Origin of the sequence: Aureimonas sp. N4, from assembly GCF_001463925.1 — a bacterium.
GTDB lineage: Bacteria > Pseudomonadota > Alphaproteobacteria > Rhizobiales > Rhizobiaceae > Aureimonas > Aureimonas ureilytica_A.
In genome coordinates this window covers 104,973-122,644 of sequence record NZ_BBWS01000001.1, presented here as the reverse complement: position 1 = coordinate 122,644, position 17,672 = coordinate 104,973, and the positions used below count along the sequence as shown (strand labels likewise).

The following is a 17,672-nucleotide window of genomic DNA, read 5'->3' as shown; positions in this document are numbered from 1 at the left end:
TCGAAACATTACCCAGCTCTTTTAACGCCAAGCGTGTCACACGTGAAACACTCAGGCATAGCGCGTCGGCACGGCGGTCAGCGATTTCACCGTCTCCATGGAGATGAAGGCCGACATGTCGGCAAGGCTCACCTTGGCGACGAGGCGCTTGTAGATCGTATCGTAATGCTCGACATTGGGCAGCACGATCTTCAGGATGTAATCGACGCTGCCGGTCAGCCGGTGCACCTCGACGATCTCCGGGATCGCGCCGACGGCGGCGTGGAACTCCTCCAGCCAGCCTTTCTCATGCCGCGCCGTCTTCACCAGAACGAAGATCGTGGTTGGCAGGTTGATGCGTTTGCGATCCACCAGTGCGACGCGGCGCGCGATGTAGCCTTCGTCCTTCAAGCGCTGGATGCGGCGCGAACAGGCTGAGGGCGACAGGGCGAGACGCTCGGCCAGATCGGCCACCGAACGGTCGGCATCGTCCTGAAGCAGGGTGAGGAGTTGGTGGTCGCGATCGTCCAGCATGGGGCAGGGATGCACGAAGCGGAGAAGCCGTGCAAGAGCGATGCGCTATCTGCCGAAAATGCGCGTTAAAAGTGCACGAATCCGCGTCGATTGCGGTAAAGTCGCATCCCGGTTTCGCTGGCCTCGCGTCATGCTTCATGACAGGATCGCAATACCTGAGGGGACGGACATATGAAGCGCATCGGGCTGATCGGCGGCATGAGCTGGGAATCCACCGCCACCTATTATCGCCTCCTGAACGAGGCGGTGCGCGCGGCGCGCTCGCCGCTCGCCTCGGCCGACGTGCTGCTCCATTCGCTCGATTTCTCGGCCGTGGTCGCGCTGCAGAAGGCGGGACGCTGGGATCTGGCGGCCGAAATGCTGGCCGACAGCGCGCGCCGTCTGGAGCGCGCGGGTGCGGATTGCGTCCTCATCTGCACCAACACAATGCATCTCGTCTCGGCCGAGGTGCAGGCCGCCGTTTCCATTCCGCTGATCGATATCATCCGTGAGACGGGCGAGACGCTGAAGCAGGCCGGCCATTCGCGCCCGCTGCTTCTGGCCACGCGCTACACGATGGAACACGGCTTCTATGCCGACCGGATGGAAGCGACTGTCGGCTTCCGCCCGATCGTGCCCAATGCCGAAGACCGCACGCTGGTGCACCGCGTCATCTTCGAAGAGCTGTGCGCCGGCCATGTGGACCCCAGCTCGGCCCGCGCCTTCGAGGCGGTGGTGGAGCGCGGACGCGCGGCGGGCGCCGACAGCGTGATCCTCGGCTGCACCGAGATCGGGCTTCTGGTGCGCCCCGACGCGCTCGCCTTGCCGGGCTTCTGCTCCACCGAAATCCACGCGGCAGCGGCGGTGCGCTTCGCCCTCGGCGAAGGTCAGGAAACCGTCATAGAGACGGAGAATGCCAAGCTTCGCGAACGCGTTGCAGCATAGGCTGAAGCGTCACTGACGGCGCGGGGGTCTGTGGCCGCAAGGCCCCGCTTCCTCGCCTTCGGCTGACGGGACGATTCGGCCGATGCCTCGGTCGAACATCTGCCGCATTCGCCTTGGATTGCCCGCCCATGTGCCGCCTACTCGCCTATGCCGGGACGCCGCTGTTTCTGGAAGATCTCCTGATCCGCCCAGAAGGCTCCCTCGTGTCGCAATCCATGGCCGCGCGCGAGGCGCGCACCGTGGTGAACGGAGATGGCTGCGGCCTTGGCTGGTATGGCGAGCGGGCCGAGCCGGGCCTTTATCGCGGTATTCTGCCGGCCTGGTCGGACGCCAATCTCACCTCGCTCTGCCGTCAGATCCGCTCCGGCCTGTTTCTGGCCCATGTGCGGGCGGCGACCAGCGGCGGCGTCTCCACCAGCAATTGCCACCCTTTCGCCCATGGCCAGCAGCTCTTCATGCACAATGGCCAGATCGGCGGCTATGCGGGCTTGCGCCGGCGCGTCGAAGGCATGATTTCCGACGCGCTCTATCCCTCGCGCAAGGGCACCTGCGACTCCGAGGCGATCTTTCTGGCCGCCCTCAGCCGTGGGCTGGAGAGCGATCCCGTCGCGGCGTTTCGCGATACGCTGAGCGAGATCGAGGCAATGCGCGGCGCGGTGTCGGACGAGCCGGTGCGCTTTGCCGCCGTGCATTCGGACGGCGAGCGGCTCTTCGCCTTTCGCTGGGCGAGCGACGACAAGCCGCCTTCGCTCTATGCCCGCAGCGAGGGGGCGAGTCTTCTCGTCGCCTCCGAGCCCTGCGGGCGGGACGCGGCGGGCTGGCGCGCCATTCCGCCCGGCAGCGTGCTGGAAGCGGACCGGACGGGACGCATGTTCCTGCGTTCCTTCGATGTCGATGCCCCCCATCAAGGCGCGATCCGGGCCGCCTGAGCGGCTTGGGTTAGACCCGGTCGACCGACCCGAAGGCGTCTGTTCCCGGTTCCTAGGCCTCAGGCCAGCGCTCGGTTGCGCGTCTCGACCCTGATCCGCGTCACCGCAACGGCGGCCAGAACCAGAAGCGCGGCGTAGAGGCCGAGCGCGCCGGCAAAGCTTGCCGCCATGATCGGGGCGAGCAGCGAGGGCGCGACGAGGCCGCCGAGCCGCGCCATGGCTCCGGCGCTGCCCATGCCGGTGGCGCGCAGTTCGGTCGGGTAAAGCTCGGGCGTGACCACATAGAGCGCGCCCCACGTGCCGAGCAGCGCGAAGCTCATGATCAGCGTCGCGCTCGCCACCAGCGCGTCACTGAGGCCGAGCCCGTAAAGCCCGCAGCCGAGGGCGCTCAGAAGCAGGAAGCCGATCAGCGTCGGCTTGCGGCCCCATCGCTCCACGCCATAGGCCGCCAGCGCATAGCCGGGGATCTGGGCGAGCGCGACCAGCACCAGAAACCAATGCCCGCGCACGAAACCGAAGCCTTGGCCCGCGAGCTGAACGGGAAGCCAGACGAAGACGCCGTAATAGCTCATCGACACGAGAAACCAGACGGCGAGAACCGGCAGGGTGACGCCGCGCAGCGCCGCCGAAAAGATTGAGCCGCCCTGGCCGGGCTTCGGCAGGGTCAGCGTGCCGGCGGGAAGCGTGGTGCCGTTGGCGCTGGCGACCCTGTCCAGAATGGCGCGTGCCTCCGCCTCCCGCCCCTGGCGCAAGAGATACATCGGGGATTCCGGCACCCAGAAGCGGATGAAGAGCCCGATGATGGCCGGCGCGCCGGTGATGAAGAACAGAACGCGCCAAGGCTCGGCCGCGCCGCTCGACTGCACGGCGAGGGCGGCCAGCGCCACCAGCACGGTGCCCGGCGCCCAAGCCCCTTCCAGCATGACCAACCAGCGCCCGCGCTTCTGGGGCGGCAGGAACTCGGCCATCATCGCATAGTCTACCGGCAGCGTGCCGCCGACGCCGAGGCCGGTGAGAAATCGCAGGGCCAGGAGCCAGGTGAAATCGGGCGCGAAGGCCGAGGCGATGCCGAACAGGGCGTCGATCAGGATGGTGAGGATCAGGACGCGCCGCCGCCCGATCCGATCCGCCAGCCGCCCGAAGACGAAGGCCCCGACGAGCATTCCCAGAAAGAACAGCGTCCCGGTTTGCAGCGCTTGCGGCACGGTGAGGCCGAAGCTCGCCGCGATCGAAGCGGCGGTGAAGCCGATCGCCAGAACCTGCATGGCATCGGCCGCCCAGACGAGGCCGAAGGTCAGAAGCAGCTTTCGTTGGAAGCGGCCGGTGCCGACGGCCTCCAGCGCGGTTTCGAAGGGCAAGGCTCGGGGCATGGGCTCGGGACCGGGACAAGAGCGCAAGGCGCGCGGGACGGGGCGCTGATTTGGTTCGCCCTTCGCGGCTGCGTCAAGAGACCGCAGTGCGGGAAAAGCAGCGTGTCCCCGTCGGCCGAAGGTGTGGCTGAGGTCGGGAGGCGGGCTCCATGGAGTGTTCAGCCCACCACGCGCCCAGCGAGTATCGTCGTGATTTCGGGCGGTTAGGCTCGGCGCGCGTTCGGTTTGGGGCCTGCCCGATATGGGTCGCCATTCTCGTCACAACCGGAAACGCGGCGGGCGATGATCCGTCCTTCAAACACAAAAAAGCCGCGCCCTTTCGGACGCGGCCCATGAAAGAGAAGAACAAACGCCGTCAGAGAATGAAGCGCGACAGGTCCACATTGCCGGCAATGCCGTCCAGCGCCTTGCGCACATAGTCGGCATCGACGCGGAAGGTCTCTCCGCCCTTGTCGGGCGCTTCGAAGGAGATGTCGTCCAGCACGCGCTCCATCACCGTCTGCAGACGGCGCGCGCCGATATTCTCGACGGTGCCGTTCAGCGAGACGGCGAGATCGGCGATCGCGTCGATCGCGTCGTCGGTGATGTCGAGCGTCACGTTCTCCGTCGCCATCAGCGCCACATACTGCTTGATGAGCGAGGCTTCGGTTTCCGTCAGGATGCGGCGGAAATCGTCCTTGGTGAGCGCGCGCAGCTCGACGCGGATCGGCAGGCGGCCCTGAAGCTCGGGCAGAAGGTCCGAGGGCTTGGCGACATGGAAGGCGCCGGACGCGATGAAGAGGATGTGGTCGGTCTTCACCGGCCCGTGCTTGGTGGCGACCGTCGTGCCTTCCACGAGGGGCAGGAGGTCGCGCTGCACGCCCTCGCGGCTGACGCCCGCGCCGCCGCCCATGCCGTCCTTGTTGGCGATCTTATCGATCTCGTCCAGGAAGACGATGCCGTTGTTCTCCACCGCCGCGATGGCGTCGGCGACCAGGGCCTCGTTGTCGAGCAGCTTGTCGGATTCCTCCGAAATCAGAAGCTCGTAGCTTTCCTTCACCGTGGTACGGCGCGTCTTGGTGCGCCCGCCCATGGCCTTGCCGAACATTTCGGAGAGGTTGAGGACGCCGATATTGGCGCCGGGCATACCGGGAATGTCCATGCCGCCCATCGGGTTGGACGTGTCGGCCACCTCGATCTCGATCTCCTTGTCGTCCAACTCGCCGGCGCGCAGGCGCTTGCGGAAGCTGTCGCGCGTGGCGGGCGAGGCGGTCTTGCCGACGAGCGCGTCGAGCACGCGGTCCTCGGCCCCGGCATGGGCCTTGGCGCGCACCTCGGCGCGCTTCTTCTCGCGCACGAGGCCGATACCGATCTCCACGAGATCGCGCACGATCTGCTCGACATCGCGGCCGACATAGCCGACCTCGGTGAACTTCGTCGCCTCGACCTTGAGGAAGGGCGCGCCGGCGAGCTTCGCCAGGCGGCGCGAAATCTCCGTCTTGCCGACGCCGGTGGGTCCGATCATCAGAATATTCTTGGGGCTGACCTCCTCGCGCAGCGAGCCCGTCAGCTGCTGCCGGCGCCAGCGATTGCGCAGTGCCACGGCCACCGCGCGCTTGGCCTCGCGCTGCCCGATAATGTGGCGATCCAGCTCGGAAACGATCTCGCGGGGGGAAAAGTCGGTCATGCTTTCAGGGTCTCGTACTGGTCGCCGGAAGGGTCATGGCGGAAGGAAACAGTGCTGCAGATGGGGAGCGCAAGGAGCCTGTGCCAGAGGGCTCCGCGCGGCAAGGCTGACAGCTGACCGCCGTGCCCATCTGACGCGCCAAGACCGGGCAGCATCCTCGGCGGAACCCGAGGTCGCTGCCATCCTTGCCCGGCCAATAAAAGAAAACTGACAGACCCAGCGCTTGTGCACGGCACGATCAGGTCTTTCGACAGGGCACGATCAAGGGGTCGCCAGGCACGAATCGGCGCGTATCCGCCCATGGATTCAACCTCTGCTCATTTTACAGGCGAGCGGATAAAATGAATAGAACGCAATCGATGCGAGTTATCGTATCCCCAAGCTTGGCAAACTTTTCCAACTTCCGAAGCGGAAGATGAGTTTTTTCCGTGACAAATTCCGGCCTATGTTATTTTCCCGGCTCTGGGGGCTGTTCCAACCAATGGTTGTTTGTCATTTAAATTTAATCAACCAAACTGTATGTGCCTGCCCAATTTTATGACCCCACGGGGGTCGAATGGTGGCGAATTTGCGGTTAGATGAATTTGAGAGCCGGTGCGCGCGGCCTCGTCGCCCGGCTTACGCGGTAGTCTGCGGAAGGAATGGCCATGGTTTGTAACTCCTCGTTCTCTCGCCTGTTGATGGTGGACGCGCTGGCGTAATGAAGGATGGGTTCAGCTTGATGCTCGAAGGAGCACCGCGACCATGGACGTTGGAGGGATTGGCGAGCAGTCTTGAAACCATCGCCGTCCAGCATGGATTTACGACGTTCGCTCTCCTTTCGATCCCCTCGTCCGACGATGCGGGGGCGGAGATGCGGCTTGTCCTGTCGAATTGGAGCGAGGAGTTCCGGCGCGGCTTCGAGCGTAATGGCCTCAACCGTTTCACGCCCGTTCTGCGGGCGCTGAAGGGCGGCGTGCTGCCGCTCGTCTGGGACGCCGAAACGCTCTACGGCTATGATCCCGCTGACCCCGACATGCTGCCCCAGGCGCGCTTTCTGGGCGCGACGGGCATGTTGTCGGGCGTCTATTGCCCGGTGCATGGGCTGACGGGCTTCAATGGCGTTCTCTGCTTCTTCGGCGCCGGTCCGCCCATCTCGGAAGAGGTGGCCGACGCGCTGCATCTCGTGGCTTTCAGCGCCTTCGGAATGCTGAGCTGCATCCGCTTCGAAGAGAACCGGCGCAACAATCCGCTGACCGGGCGCGAGCGCGACTGCCTCAAGCTCGCCATGCTCGGCAAGACCTCGTCCGAGATCGGCACCATCCTGAAACTGTCGGAACACACGATCTCGCAATATCTGACCTCCGCGACGCGCAAGCTCGACGCCTCCAACCGCACCCATGCGGTCGCGTTGGCCGCGCAGCTCGGCTATCTTTCGTAAGTCAGCCGCCGCGCTCCCCCTCCTGAGCCGCTCGGGCTTTCCGGGTGGCGGAGCGGCGGCTCGGCGCCTATGTCCTTTGGGATGATAGAAGGCAGACCGACGATGGAGCTTCAGCCGGGCGTGCGCTTCTGGCCGGGCTTCTTCGGGCGCGCGGCGCAGGAAGAACTGGTGGAGACCATCCGCGCCGTCGTTGCAGAGGCCCCGCTGTATCGCCCGGCCATGCCCCGCACAGGAAAGCCCTTCTCGGTGCGCATGACCAATTGCGGGTCGCTCGGCTGGGTGTCGGATCGCGCGGGCTATCGCTACCAGCGGGACCATCCCGAAACCGGCGCGCTCTGGCCCGCCATTCCGCCCGTGCTTCTCCAGCTTTGGGACGAGGTGTCCGCCTCGTCCGCGCCGCCGGAGGCCTGTCTGGTGAACTTCTACGACGGATCCGCCAAGCTTGGTCTGCATCAGGACAAGGACGAGGCGGACCTTGCCGCGCCCGTCGTCTCCGTTTCGCTGGGCGACGAGGCGCTGTTTCGCTTGGGTGGGCTGGAGCGCAGCGACCCGACGCGCTCGTTTCGCTTGAAGTCCGGCGATGTGCTGGTGCTGGGCGGCGCGAGCCGCCTCGCGTTCCATGGGGTGGACCGCGTTTATCCCGGCACCTCGACCTTGTTGCCCAAGGGCGGGCGGATCAATCTCACGCTTCGGCGGGTTCGGCCTGCCTGATAGAGGTATCTCCCCGCCAGAGCGAGGCGACGGGCTCGGTCGCGAGATCGGGCTTGGCGTCGCCGATGAAGACCAATACCGGGCCGGGGCGCGGATTGTCCGGGTCGTAGAAGTCGAGAAGGCCGGGATGACGATGCTGGAAGAAATCCGGCTTGATGCCCCGCTGGCGCAGAAGATGGTCGATCACCACCTGATCGCCATGCACGGCGTTCGGCACCGGCCCGCAGGAGCCCGGCTTCATCCAGCGCTCGGGGTCCGCTCGGAAGGCGTCGTGGACGAAGCCGAGCTGATCGCCCTCCCAGCGCAGCAGCGCGCTCGACAGGCGCGTCTTGTGGAAGTGATCCTCCATGGCACAGAGGCCGGGTTCGCTGAGCGCCGAGGCGTCGCCCGAAAACACCGTGTCGAGGTCGCAGAGAAGCGCCGTGCCCTCCACGAGCCCGGGGCGCAGCGCCTCCATCTTGGACCACCAGATCGGCCATGTCTCGCGCAGAGGCACACGCTCGACGCCTTCGATGGCAAACTCCATGTCGGTGAGGCAGAGGCAGCGCGTGAAGCCCGGCGCGTGACGCCGCGCGCCCGCCCAGAGCCGCTCCACCCAAAGCGGTGTGTAGCGCCCGCCGCCGCGCAGCACCGTGACGAGGGTCGCCATCAGTGCCCACCCGCGATCGTCTGAACCCGGCTTATTCTTCGCATCCCAACCCAGCCTGCTCGTCGCGAGAAGGGCGGACATAGGGCAGGGTCCGGCCCCTTTCGTCTGCGACAAAGCGGCCGGAGCGTTCCACCAAAAAGGCCGGCGCATCGGCCGGCCTTCCGCTCGTGTCTCGAAGGTTCTGGCGAAACCTCAGCCAGCCTTGGGCAGCGGCAGGAACTGGTAGGCCCAGGTCTCGGTCAGGATCGTGTCGCCCTGGCGCAGGAAGAGGCGCAGTTCCACCGGCTCCGTGCCCTCGGCCGCGACGTCGAAGGTCACGCGCCAGGCGGTGCCGACCTTGACCGAATAGGCGTCCACATTGCTGATCGTGCCGCGCGAGGCGGTGACGACGGGCTTCACGTCCTTGTCGAAGCGGCCGAGCTTGGCCACCAGTCCGCCGTCGAAATCGACGACGATCTTGGTGACGCCGGCGGGGCGGGCTTGACCCGCGACACCGCCGCGCCCCAGGCGCGTGGAGACGACCACGCCGACATCGCCGGGGAAGGGCTGCTTGTTGGCCCAGTAGAGATCGTAGTCGAGGCTGATCGCATCGCCCTTCTTCACGGGCTTGGCCGAGAGCCAGTAGGCGGCGATATTGTCGTGGATCTCGTCGTCGGTCGGGATTTCCACGAGCTGCACGGCGCCCGGACCCCAGTCGCCCTTGGGCTGAACCCAGACGCTGGCGCGGCGCTCGTAGAACACGCCGTCATCCTCGTAGTTCTTGAAGTCACGGTCGCGCTGCAGAAGGCCGAAGCCCTTGGGCGAGTCCGAGGTGAAGGTCGAGGTCATGACGTTGTTGGGGTTGTTGAGAGGACGCCAGATGCGCTCGCCCGTGCCCGTCCAGAGCGCCAGACCATCGGAATCGTGGACTTCCGGCCGCCAGTCGATGCGGCGCTGCTTGTCGGTCTCGGAATACCAGTACATCGAGGTCAGCGCCGCGATGCCGAAACGGGCGATGTCGTCGCGCGCGAAATAGCGGGCCTGGATGTCCATGACGATCGGCCCGCCCTTCTTGACGTCCATGCGCAGGACGCCCGCCACGCGCGGCGAGTTCAGAAGGCAGGTGATGACGAGCTGCCCATCCTTCGAGGGCTCCAGGAAGAAGTCGGTGAAGCGCGGGAATTCCTCGGGCGTCGGCATGGCGACATCGATGGCGAGCGCGCGCGCCGACATGCCGAACTGGTTGTCCTCGCCGGACGTGCGGAAATAGGCCGCCCCCAGGAAGGCCAGCCAATCGGCCTCCGAGCCGGGCTCCAGCACGCGGAAGCCGGCGAAGCCGATATCATCGGGCAATTCCTTGGCCGGGCTGTCATCGGGGATCTGGAACAGATTGGGGTCGTAGCGCAGCGTGCGCGCCTCGCCGTTCTCCACCACATGGATGCCCACCGGCAGCTTGAAATAGCGGCCGAGGAAGAAGAAGCGGATCGGCGCCTTGCCGTTGTTCAGCTCCAGCGTATCCTGCGACTTGAACTTGATGCGCCAGTGCTGGTCGAAGTCGATGCGCTCCAGAATATCGGCCGCGCGGGGTACTTCGGGCACATAGGGCTCGGCGGCCATCTGGCGCGCGCGCTCCACCAGGCGGTCGAACGAGAAGGGCTGGGGCGCGTCGAAGGTCAGCCCCTTCTCCTGCGCCAAGGCCAGCTTGGTCTGGCCCGCAAGGCCCAGCGCGGCAAGGCCCATCATCAGGTCACGGCGGGTGAGGTCGATCGTCATGCGCGGTCAGATCCCTTTCGAAGTCGGGCGGCAGTAGGAGCCATCATGCGGTCCTGTCAACTGGACGCCAAGCCTTTCCGCTCTGCAACAGCGAGGCGGCGGGGATATGGCGGGGCTGGCATGGTTGGCGGAGCGAGACCCCGGTGCGGCAGCGAACGCCCTTTTTCGTGCAACCGCCCTGCGGTCGTCGGCGTCTTCCTTCCAAAGACATCAGCGGACCAGACGCCATGACCCCGTTCGAAGTGAGTTGGACGCCCGAACTGTTCGAGCGCGTTCGCGCGCGTGTCGCAGCCTACGAGTTCGCCCCAGCGCCGGAGGGCGAAGGCTGGAGCCTGGGCTGCGATCCCGCTTTCCTGCGCCTGGTCCAGCGGCATTGGCTGGAGGGTTACGAGCGCGAGGCGGCGCTCGCGCGGCTCAACCGCTTCCCGCAAGTCCGGGTCGAAGTAGAGGGCGTCGGGCTGCATGTGGTCCATATCGTGGGCGAGGCGGAGGGGCGGCGGCCGCTCCTGATGAGCCATGGCTGGCCGGGCTCCTTTCGCGAGTTCTGGCGCGTCGCCGAGCCGCTCGCCTATCCCTCGCGCTTCGGCGGCCGGGCGGAGGACGCGTTCGATCTCGTGATCCCCAGCCTGCCGAATTTCGGTTTTTCCGACCATCCGGCCGAGACCGTGGATCAGGCGCGGACGGCCGATCTCTTCGACGCCCTGATGCGCGATGTCCTGGGATACAGGACATACCGCGCCCATGGAGGCGACTGGGGCGCGCTGGTCACCTCGCTTCTGGCGCTGCGCCATCCCGGCTCGCTGGAGGGCATCCATCTCACCATGATGTTTCCCCATCCCGGCGCCGAGCCCGAGAGCGAAGAGGATCGCGCGTGGAAGCGACGGATGGGCGAGATCGAGGCGGAGATGGGGGCCTATCGCCATCTTCAGGGCTCACGGCCGCAGAGCCTGTCATGGCTCGTCGGCAACGATCCGATGCGTCAGGCGAGCTGGATCATCGAGCGCTACCATGACTGGTCGGACCGTCGCTCGCGCCCGTTCGAGGCGATCTTCACGCTGGACGAACTGGTCGACACGGCGATGATCTATCACACGACCGGGGCGTTCCACTCCTCCATCCGCTACTACAGCGCGGCGGCCAAGGCCGGTTTCCGCCAGTTGAAGCCGGGGCAGCGGGTCGAGGTGCCGACCGCCTTTGCCTGTTTCCCCGACCCGCTCCACCCCTGGCCCTCGCGCGCCTTCGTGGAAAAGGGCTTTGCCGTGTCGCGCTGGAGCGAGATGCCGGAAGGCGGCCATTTCACCGCGCTGGAAGCGCCGGATCATCTGGTGGCGGATTTGCGCGCCTGGGCGCGCGGGTAGGGCGCTTCGGATGGCAGAGCGCCCGATCGGTCGCCTGTCAGAGCGTCGGCTGCGCTTCAAGCCAGCGGGCCAGCCTGGAATCGTGATCGTCGGTCGGCGTCTCGGTCTCTACACTACCCGGTTGATGCGCCTCCGGCGTGCGAAAGCGAAGGCCGTAAAGCTCCATGGAGCGCCAGACCACCTCCGCCTCCTGAACCTCGCCCGTGCGATCCACGCGGAAGGCGATCTCGCGGCCGGGAAGAGCGCCGTCTGCGACGCGAATCTGCGCGCCCGTCGCGGACACGTTGCGCACTTGAACGGGAATGATCGCATGGGTCAGGCCGGAGGTCACCGATCCATGAAGGCATACACGCCGCCGCTTGGCCTGTCTCTTCTCCAGCATGTCCGCTCCTTCGGTTTCATGGAAGAGGGTGTTTCCACAACCCCTAAATGAAACATGAGCCGACATCGGGCAAGCTTAACAAATGTTTAGGGTTAATGGCGTTAACCTGCGTTAAGGGCGGCGGACAGGGGGCCCATTCTGCGAGCCGTCAGATGTTGCGCAGCGCCACTTCCTCGACCAGATGATCGCCGCCCTTGCGCAGGATCAGGTCGGCGCGCGGGCGCGTCGGCAGGATGTTCTCGAACAGGTTGCGCTGATTGATCGTGGTCCAGAGCCGGTTGGCCACCTCCAGTGCTTCCTCGTCCGTGATCTTGGAATAGCGGTGGAAGAAGGAGGCTTCCTCGCGGAAGGCCGTTTCGCGCAGGCGCATGAAGCGCGCGACATACCAGCGGTGCAGGTCGTCGATATCGGCGTCGATATAGATCGAATAGTCGAAGAAGTCCGACACGAAGGGGATGAATTTCCCGTCCTTGGGCATGTCGCGGACCTGAAGCACGTTCAGCCCCTCGAAGATGAGGATATCCGGCTGGTCCACCGTCACTTCCTCGCCGGGCACGACATCATAGACGAAATGTGAATAAACGGGCGCCGAGACATGGCGCGCCCCGGCCTTGATGTCGGAGAGAAAGCGCAGGATCGCGCCGACATCGTAGCTCTCGGGAAAGCCCTTGCGCTGCATCAGCCCTTCGGCTTCCAGCACGGCGTTGGGGAACAGGAATCCGTCGGTCGTCACCAGATCGACCTTGGGCGTGCCCGGCCAGCGGGCGAGCAGCTCCTTCAGGATACGCGCCGTGGTGCTCTTGCCGGCCGCGACCGAGCCGGCGATGCCGATGACGAAGGGTGTCTTGGTCTGGTCGGAGCCGCGCAGGAAGCGCCGCCGCTGGCGAAACAGCGTCTGCGAGGATTCCACATGGGCGTAGAGAAGGCGCGACATGGCGAGATAGATGCGCTCGACCTCTTCGAGATCGATCCGATCGCCCAGCGAGCGCAGCCGTCGCACCTCGTCCGCGCTTAGCGTCAGCGCCTCCCGGCCGCGAAAGGTCGCCCATTCGGCCGCGGTGAAGAAGCGATAGGGCGACGAGGCGGGGTTGGGCAAGCGGCTATCCATCGTGCTCAGCTCGCCGCCTGCGGCCGCGAGGCTTTTTCCTGGAGACCCGTCTGGGCCGTGCGTCGCTGAAGCTCGTCCATGACGGACGACAGCGGCAGGCCGCGCAGATGAAGGACGACGAGGAGGTGATAGAGAAGGTCCGCCGCCTCGCCGGTCAGCGCCGCGTCGTCTTCGGTGAGCGCCGCGATCACGGTTTCAACGCCTTCTTCGCCGAGCTTCTGTGCGGCCTTGGAGAGGCCGCGCGCGGCGAGTTTGGCGGTGTAGGAGGTCGGGTCGTCCGACCGGGCACGGGCGGCGACGATGGTTTCGAGATCGGCCAGCGTGAACATCGTCATCTCAACTATCGTCATCTCAGTTCGGGCGAAGAGTTCGGACCGCTGGCGGATCGCGGGGGGCGGTCCACCGGGCGGGGTCAGTGAGTGCGGGGCGCGGCGGGGGCCGCGTCGAGGCGCATGGGAATGCCGGCTTTGGCCATATGCTGCTTGGCCTCAGCGATCGTATAGGTGCCGAAGTGGAAAATCGAGGCCGCCAGCACCGCCGCCGCGCCGCCCTGCAGCACACCGGCGGAGAGATGGTCGAGCGAGCCGACGCCGCCCGACGCGATCACCGGCACGGACACGGCGTCCGACACGGCGCGGGTCAAGCCGATGTCGAAGCCGGCCTTGGTGCCGTCGCGGTCCATGGAGGTGAGCAGGATTTCGCCGGCGCCCAGCGCCACGACGCGGCGCGCGAATTCCACCGCGTCGATGCCGGTCGGCGTGCGGCCGCCATGGGTGAAGATCTCCCAGCGTGGCGCGCCCTCGGGGCTCGCCACGCGCTTGGCGGAGCTATCCCCCACGACGCGCTTGGCGTCGATCGCCACCACGATGCACTGGTTGCCGAACTTGTCGGCGGCCTCCGCCACGAATTCCGGCCGCTTCACCGCCGCCGTGTTGATCGACACCTTGTCCGCGCCCGCCAGAAGCAGCTTGCGGATATCGGCGACCTCGCGCACGCCACCTCCCACCGTCACCGGCATGAAGCAGGCTTCGGCCGTGCGCGCCACGACGTCGAAGATCGTCTCGCGATTGTCGGAGGAGGCGGTGATGTCGAGAAAGCAGAGTTCGTCCGCCCCGGCCGCATCATAGCGGCGCGCGGCTTCCACCGGATCGCCGGCATCCACCAGCCCCTCGAAATTGACGCCCTTGACCACGCGGCCGTCCTTGACGTCGAGACAGGGAATGATGCGGGCCTTGAGCGTCATCGGACGAACCTTATCCAGTCCGGCGAGCCGGCGGGGAGAATGGGCGCGTCCATGCCACGCCGTCGCTGTGCTTATCGCCGCAGGCGCGCTGCTTCGCAAGTCGGGGAAAACAGGCGTTGTCCGACCTGTCTCACGTGAAACAAGATTGGGTCGTCCCGCCGGCTGAAATCAACCTACCAGCGGGCTCCAGCTCATGGGAGCATAGCGATACGGATTGCGGAACGGGCTTGGCTCAGGGATGACCCCTTCCGCAGGTGGTTCGCTGAAAGGGCCGTCAAAGAAGCGAGGCTGGATACATGCTGACGCTATTCTTGAGTGGTCAATTTGTACTGCTGTTCGGCCTCATGCTGACCCTCTACAATGCCGATCATTGCCGCTATGAATATGCTGAAGCAAATAAAGATTCTTCTGAATCTGATGCTTTTTAGATCGACGTAGATAAGTGAGAAGAGACTGACCGGAGCTTGAAACGCTAGCGTCGAAAGGTAACGAGAAAGGCTTATACCATGCTGATACGGCTGCCACTCTGCACCCTCGTTAATTCCCAGGTTGAAGTCTGATGGGGTCAGATAGTCCCAGCAATACCACGTTAAAACAGACAGAGCGGGCAGTAATGTCAGAACTACCAAATAAGCGTCGAGGCGCTTACTGCGAGCCCATAGCGCATAGGCGATGGACTGAATCGCCAGCGGTGGGCCGAAGACCAGAAAAGAATCGGTTAAAGCCAGAATCGCGGTTGAAGGAATAAAAACAAACATCATTAGAATGGCGTTTGACTGTGGCCGATATGGATTTAAATGAATAAAGTCGAAAAGGACGAGATATGTTATATTTTTTATAGAATACAGGATGGTGAATAATATCGATATCCAAAGAAGGCTTCGAACGTAGGTTCTAAACATCCGCTCTCGCTTGGGGCCGCTCGATAGGGCCATCTCAGATGGGTTCGCCAAAGACGTTCTCACGATTGTTCCGCCGGCATTATCAGGAACAAGCTCGGTCCTCGACGTCAATGGTTCGACGTCGAAACGCACTATTGTTTGGCACACTGACGATTTAAGGACCCGATGATGGGAACAGGGCCTCGAAGGGATCGTTGCCTTTCCGACCGCTGACCGACCCGTCGGCTCCCACCTCTGAGGACATCATGAAAAAGACCATCGCCGTCATGGCGCTTTCCACCCTGTTCGCCCTGCCCATCGCCGCGCAGGCGCAGCAGGCCGCTGCGCCGGCCACCGGCACGCCGACGATGATGAAGGCCGCGACCACGCAGGCCGAGTTCGTGACCATGGCCGTCTCGTCCAACATGTTCGAAATCCAGTCGAGCCGCTTGGCACTCGAAAAATCCGAGAATGCCGAGGTGAAGCGCTTCGCGCAGCATATGATCGACGACCACACCAAGGCGGGGGCTGATCTCCAAGCGGCGCTGGCCGCTGGCCCGAAGAGCGACATGCCCAATCGCCTCGACCCCAAGCATGAGCGCATGTTGGAAGAGCTTCGTGCCGCCTCCGGCACGCAGTTCAATGCGCTCTACATGCAACAGCAGCAGGCCGCGCATGAAGAAGCGATCGGCCTGTTCCAGGGCTATTCGATGAATGGCGAAGCCGGCCCGGTGAAGGAGTTCGCCGCCAAGACGCTGCCGACGCTGGAAATGCACCAGCAGATGCTCGGCAAGGTCAAAGCCTCGTAATCAAAGCGAGGGTTCGGGCGAGGGCAGGGGCCTTGGTGGCACCTGCCCTTTCCTATGCCGGCGAGCCTCGTGTTCGCCAGTCTTGGCCGGTCAGCGCGCGAGCCGCGCTAAGGCCGTCACCGGGTCGATCCGTCCATCATAAAGCGCGCGACCGCTGATCGCGCCTTCCAGGGCGGCCGCCTCCGGGCTCGCCAGCCGCTCGATATCGTCCATCGAGGCCAAGCCGCCCGATGCGATCACCGGAATGCTGACCGCGCCGGCGAGTTCGATAGTGGAGTCCCAGTTGATGCCGGCCAGGATGCCGTCCCGGTCGATATCGGTGTAGATGATGGCCGAGACGCCCGCGTCCTCGAAGCGCCGCGCGAGATCGATCGCCGTCAGGGTCGAGGATTCCGCCCAGCCTTCCACCGCGACATAGCCGCCCTTGGCGTCGATGCCGACCGCGACGCGCCCGGGAAAACGCTTGGCGGCTTCGCGCACCAGCTCGGGATCGCGCACCGCGACCGTGCCGAGGATGACGCGCGACAGGCCCTTGTCCAGCCAGCGCTCGATATCCTCCATGCGACGGATGCCGCCGCCGAGCTGCACCTTCATGTCGGTCCCGACCGCACTCAGAATTGCGTCCACCGCCCCGGCATTCACCGCGCGCCCTTCGAAGGCGCCGTTGAGATCGACGACGTGAAGATGCGTGAAGCCCTGCGCGCGGAAGGCTTCGGCCTGCGCGGCCGGATCGGCGTTATAGACCGTCGCCTCTTCCATCAGCCCGAGCTTCAGGCGCACGCATTCGCCATCCTTCAGGTCGATGGCGGGAAAGAGAATGGGCATCAGGGCTTCCACTTCAGGAAGTTGGCGATCAGAGCCAGACCCAGCGTCTGGCTCTTTTCGGGGTGGAACTGCGTGCCGGCCTTGTTGCCATTGGCGACCATCGCCGTGACCGGGCCGCCGTAATCGACGGTCGCGATCACCTGGGTCTCGTCGCGCGGCACGAGATGGTAGGAGTGGACGAAATAGGCGTGCAGCCCGCCTTCGCCGGTCGCAATGCCCTCTAGAAGCGGATGCGGGTGGCGAAGCTCGATCGTGTTCCAGCCGATCTGCGGCACTTTCAGCTTGGCATCGCTTGGCACGATCGGTTCGACATCCCCGGAAATCCACCCGAAGCCTTGCGTGATCGTCTTTTCCAGCCCGCGCTCTGCCATGAGCTGCATCCCGACGCAGATGCCGAGGAAGGGCCGCCCTTGCGTTTCCACGGCATGGAGCAGCGCGTCTTCCATGCCCGGAACCGCATGCAGGCCCGCGCGGCAATCGGCATAGGCACCGACGCCCGGCAGCACCACGCGGTCGGCCCGGCGCACGACCTCCGGGTCGTCCGTCAGGCGAATGTCCATGTCGAGCCCGGCCTCGCGCGCGGCGCGCTCGAAAGCCTTGGTGGCCGAGCGCAGATTGCCCGAGCCATAGTCGATGATCGCAAGTGTCGGCATCAGCTTCAGTCCGAAAGGGGGGAGGGCGCTGGCCCGAAGGGGCGGCTTTCGTCAGAATTCTGGGGCGCGGCGGGTGACGTGTCGTGGGTTCGAATCTCGCTCCCTCCGCCAGCTTTCATGCCCGCATAATAGCGGATTTCGGCCTCGGCCCGGTCGCTCGCCATCAGGGCCGCCGTCTCGCGCCAGCCCTGCCGCCGGAGCTTCCAGGCCTTGAGGCTCGGACCTTCCAGCGCGACCAGAAGTCCGATCAGAAGCGGCAGCGCGGCGGCCGCCAGTCCGAAACCCTTCGTGCCCGCCTGCCAGCCGAACAGGACATCCAGCGCGAAGACCGCGATGGCGGCCAGAAACAGGCGGTGCCAAAGCAGCCAGAGCGCGGGCACGAGCAGCGCGACCAGCGAAAACCCGTCGCGCACGAACAACGCCTTCTCGCTGGCCTCCACACTACCCGGCGGCTCGAAGACGCGAAACCGCTTCATGAC

At 65.1% G+C, this 17,672-nt stretch carries 19 protein-coding genes; 6 read left to right on the top strand and 13 right to left on the bottom strand.

All coding sequences use genetic code 11. The annotated features are described in order from the left end of the window. Positions 1–51: 51 nt before the first annotated feature. Positions 52–513: an Lrp/AsnC family transcriptional regulator gene (locus AUL28_RS00540; protein ID WP_058602247.1), complete on the bottom strand. Its 462-nt coding sequence runs from the start codon at positions 511–513 to the stop codon at positions 52–54. Between the two features lie 171 nt (positions 514–684). On the opposite strand from AUL28_RS00540, the gene AUL28_RS00535 reads away from it, so the two are divergent. After that, the gene (locus tag AUL28_RS00535; protein ID WP_062230199.1) at positions 685–1,437 is read left to right on the top strand and encodes an aspartate/glutamate racemase family protein; all 753 of its coding nucleotides are present in this window, start codon (positions 685–687) and stop codon (positions 1,435–1,437) included. Between the two features lie 128 nt (positions 1,438–1,565). Next, a complete protein-coding gene (locus AUL28_RS00530) occupies positions 1,566–2,366 on the top strand; it encodes a class II glutamine amidotransferase (protein ID WP_062230197.1) in 801 nt (266 codons plus the stop codon). A gap of 59 nt (positions 2,367–2,425) precedes the next feature. Here the strand turns inward: AUL28_RS00530 and AUL28_RS00525 are convergent, their stop codons facing one another. Both AUL28_RS00525 and hslU read right to left on the bottom strand, forming a co-directional pair. Next, positions 2,426–3,736, bottom strand: a complete 1,311-nt coding sequence (locus AUL28_RS00525; protein ID WP_062230196.1) for an MFS transporter — start codon at positions 3,734–3,736, stop codon at positions 2,426–2,428. Positions 3,737–4,091: 355 nt separating this feature from the next. Beyond that, positions 4,092–5,402 (bottom strand): ATP-dependent protease ATPase subunit HslU, encoded by a 1,311-nt coding sequence (gene hslU, locus AUL28_RS00520; protein ID WP_062230194.1) that lies wholly within the window; start codon positions 5,400–5,402, stop codon positions 4,092–4,094. Positions 5,403–6,162: 760 nt separating this feature from the next. On the opposite strand from hslU, the gene AUL28_RS00515 reads away from it, so the two are divergent. After that, on the top strand, positions 6,163–6,822 hold the full coding sequence (locus AUL28_RS00515; protein ID WP_244493363.1) for a helix-turn-helix transcriptional regulator: 660 nt from the start codon (positions 6,163–6,165) through the stop codon (positions 6,820–6,822). Between the two features lie 102 nt (positions 6,823–6,924). Next, on the top strand, positions 6,925–7,533 hold the full coding sequence (locus AUL28_RS00510; RefSeq protein WP_062230193.1) for an alpha-ketoglutarate-dependent dioxygenase AlkB family protein: 609 nt from the start codon (positions 6,925–6,927) through the stop codon (positions 7,531–7,533). Here the strand turns inward: AUL28_RS00510 and AUL28_RS00505 are convergent. Both AUL28_RS00505 and AUL28_RS00500 read right to left on the bottom strand, forming a co-directional pair. Continuing rightward, a complete protein-coding gene (locus tag AUL28_RS00505) occupies positions 7,505–8,182 on the bottom strand; it encodes a hypothetical protein (protein ID WP_062230318.1) in 678 nt (225 codons plus the stop codon). The genes AUL28_RS00510 and AUL28_RS00505 overlap by 29 nt on opposite strands. A 192-nt stretch (positions 8,183–8,374) precedes the next feature. Then, on the bottom strand, positions 8,375–9,934 hold the full coding sequence (locus AUL28_RS00500; RefSeq protein ID WP_062230191.1) for a glucan biosynthesis protein: 1,560 nt from the start codon (positions 9,932–9,934) through the stop codon (positions 8,375–8,377). Between the two features lie 227 nt (positions 9,935–10,161). On the opposite strand from AUL28_RS00500, the gene AUL28_RS00495 reads away from it, so the two are divergent. Continuing rightward, positions 10,162–11,292 carry an epoxide hydrolase family protein gene (locus AUL28_RS00495; protein ID WP_062230189.1) on the top strand — a complete coding sequence of 377 codons (1,131 nt, stop codon included), beginning with the start codon at positions 10,162–10,164 and terminating at the stop codon, positions 11,290–11,292. Positions 11,293–11,329: 37 nt separating this feature from the next. Here AUL28_RS00495 and AUL28_RS00490 read toward each other — a convergent pair whose 3' ends face one another. From AUL28_RS00490 to AUL28_RS00470, 5 genes are all read right to left on the bottom strand, one after another. Then, positions 11,330–11,674 carry a PilZ domain-containing protein gene (locus AUL28_RS00490; RefSeq protein WP_062219781.1) on the bottom strand — a complete coding sequence of 115 codons (345 nt, stop codon included), beginning with the start codon at positions 11,672–11,674 and terminating at the stop codon, positions 11,330–11,332. 148 nt (positions 11,675–11,822) lie between these two features. After that, positions 11,823–12,782 carry a type I pantothenate kinase gene (gene coaA / locus AUL28_RS00485; RefSeq protein WP_058635894.1) on the bottom strand — a complete coding sequence of 320 codons (960 nt, stop codon included), beginning with the start codon at positions 12,780–12,782 and terminating at the stop codon, positions 11,823–11,825. A 5-nt stretch (positions 12,783–12,787) separates the two neighbouring features. Then, on the bottom strand, positions 12,788–13,117 hold the full coding sequence (locus AUL28_RS00480; protein ID WP_062230187.1) for a phosphoribosyl-ATP diphosphatase: 330 nt from the start codon (positions 13,115–13,117) through the stop codon (positions 12,788–12,790). Positions 13,118–13,194: 77 nt separating this feature from the next. Next, positions 13,195–14,025 (bottom strand): imidazole glycerol phosphate synthase subunit HisF, encoded by an 831-nt coding sequence (gene hisF / locus AUL28_RS00475; RefSeq protein WP_058598909.1) that lies wholly within the window; start codon positions 14,023–14,025, stop codon positions 13,195–13,197. Positions 14,026–14,330: 305 nt separating this feature from the next. Then, positions 14,331–14,786, bottom strand: a complete 456-nt coding sequence (locus tag AUL28_RS00470; protein WP_062230185.1) for a hypothetical protein — start codon at positions 14,784–14,786, stop codon at positions 14,331–14,333. A gap of 386 nt (positions 14,787–15,172) precedes the next feature. On the opposite strand from AUL28_RS00470, the gene AUL28_RS00465 reads away from it, so the two are divergent. Beyond that, positions 15,173–15,715, top strand: a complete 543-nt coding sequence (locus AUL28_RS00465; RefSeq protein WP_062230183.1) for a DUF4142 domain-containing protein — start codon at positions 15,173–15,175, stop codon at positions 15,713–15,715. 90 nt (positions 15,716–15,805) lie between these two features. On the opposite strand, the gene hisA is transcribed toward AUL28_RS00465, so the two are convergent. Genes hisA through AUL28_RS00450 form a run of 3 tightly spaced genes read right to left on the bottom strand, consistent with a single transcriptional unit; the run spans position 15,806 to position 17,669 of the window. Beyond that, entirely contained in the window at positions 15,806–16,540 is a 735-nt protein-coding gene (gene hisA / locus AUL28_RS00460) for a 1-(5-phosphoribosyl)-5-[(5-phosphoribosylamino)methylideneamino]imidazole-4-carboxamide isomerase (RefSeq protein WP_062230181.1), read from the bottom strand. Continuing rightward, the gene (gene hisH, locus AUL28_RS00455; protein ID WP_062230179.1) at positions 16,540–17,193 is read right to left on the bottom strand and encodes an imidazole glycerol phosphate synthase subunit HisH; all 654 of its coding nucleotides are present in this window, start codon (positions 17,191–17,193) and stop codon (positions 16,540–16,542) included. The genes hisA and hisH overlap by 1 nt, the downstream gene beginning before the upstream one ends. A gap of 5 nt (positions 17,194–17,198) precedes the next feature. Then, positions 17,199–17,669, bottom strand: coding sequence for a DUF2628 domain-containing protein (locus AUL28_RS00450; protein WP_062219767.1), 471 nt, complete (start codon positions 17,667–17,669; stop codon positions 17,199–17,201). Positions 17,670–17,672: the final 3 nt, after the last annotated feature.

Coding starts and splice junctions, on each gene's coding strand:
- AUL28_RS00540 (WP_058602247.1), bottom strand. CDS start 513: ATGCTGGACGATCGCGACCACCAACTCCTCACCCTGCTTCAGGACGAT.
- AUL28_RS00535 (WP_062230199.1), top strand. CDS start 685: ATGAAGCGCATCGGGCTGATCGGCGGCATGAGCTGGGAATCCACCGCC.
- AUL28_RS00530 (WP_062230197.1), top strand. CDS start 1,566: ATGTGCCGCCTACTCGCCTATGCCGGGACGCCGCTGTTTCTGGAAGAT.
- AUL28_RS00525 (WP_062230196.1), bottom strand. CDS start 3,736: ATGCCCCGAGCCTTGCCCTTCGAAACCGCGCTGGAGGCCGTCGGCACC.
- hslU (WP_062230194.1), bottom strand. CDS start 5,402: ATGACCGACTTTTCCCCCCGCGAGATCGTTTCCGAGCTGGATCGCCAC.
- AUL28_RS00510 (WP_062230193.1), top strand. CDS start 6,925: ATGGAGCTTCAGCCGGGCGTGCGCTTCTGGCCGGGCTTCTTCGGGCGC.
- AUL28_RS00505 (WP_062230318.1), bottom strand. CDS start 8,182: ATGGCGACCCTCGTCACGGTGCTGCGCGGCGGCGGGCGCTACACACCG.
- AUL28_RS00500 (WP_062230191.1), bottom strand. CDS start 9,934: ATGACGATCGACCTCACCCGCCGTGACCTGATGATGGGCCTTGCCGCG.
- AUL28_RS00495 (WP_062230189.1), top strand. CDS start 10,162: ATGACCCCGTTCGAAGTGAGTTGGACGCCCGAACTGTTCGAGCGCGTT.
- AUL28_RS00490 (WP_062219781.1), bottom strand. CDS start 11,674: ATGCTGGAGAAGAGACAGGCCAAGCGGCGGCGTGTATGCCTTCATGGA.
- coaA (WP_058635894.1), bottom strand. CDS start 12,782: ATGGATAGCCGCTTGCCCAACCCCGCCTCGTCGCCCTATCGCTTCTTC.
- AUL28_RS00480 (WP_062230187.1), bottom strand. CDS start 13,117: ATGACGATGTTCACGCTGGCCGATCTCGAAACCATCGTCGCCGCCCGT.
- hisF (WP_058598909.1), bottom strand. CDS start 14,025: ATGACGCTCAAGGCCCGCATCATTCCCTGTCTCGACGTCAAGGACGGC.
- AUL28_RS00470 (WP_062230185.1), bottom strand. CDS start 14,786: ATGATGTTTGTTTTTATTCCTTCAACCGCGATTCTGGCTTTAACCGAT.
- AUL28_RS00465 (WP_062230183.1), top strand. CDS start 15,173: ATGAAAAAGACCATCGCCGTCATGGCGCTTTCCACCCTGTTCGCCCTG.
- hisA (WP_062230181.1), bottom strand. CDS start 16,540: ATGCCCATTCTCTTTCCCGCCATCGACCTGAAGGATGGCGAATGCGTG.
- hisH (WP_062230179.1), bottom strand. CDS start 17,193: ATGCCGACACTTGCGATCATCGACTATGGCTCGGGCAATCTGCGCTCG.
- AUL28_RS00450 (WP_062219767.1), bottom strand. CDS start 17,669: ATGAAGCGGTTTCGCGTCTTCGAGCCGCCGGGTAGTGTGGAGGCCAGC.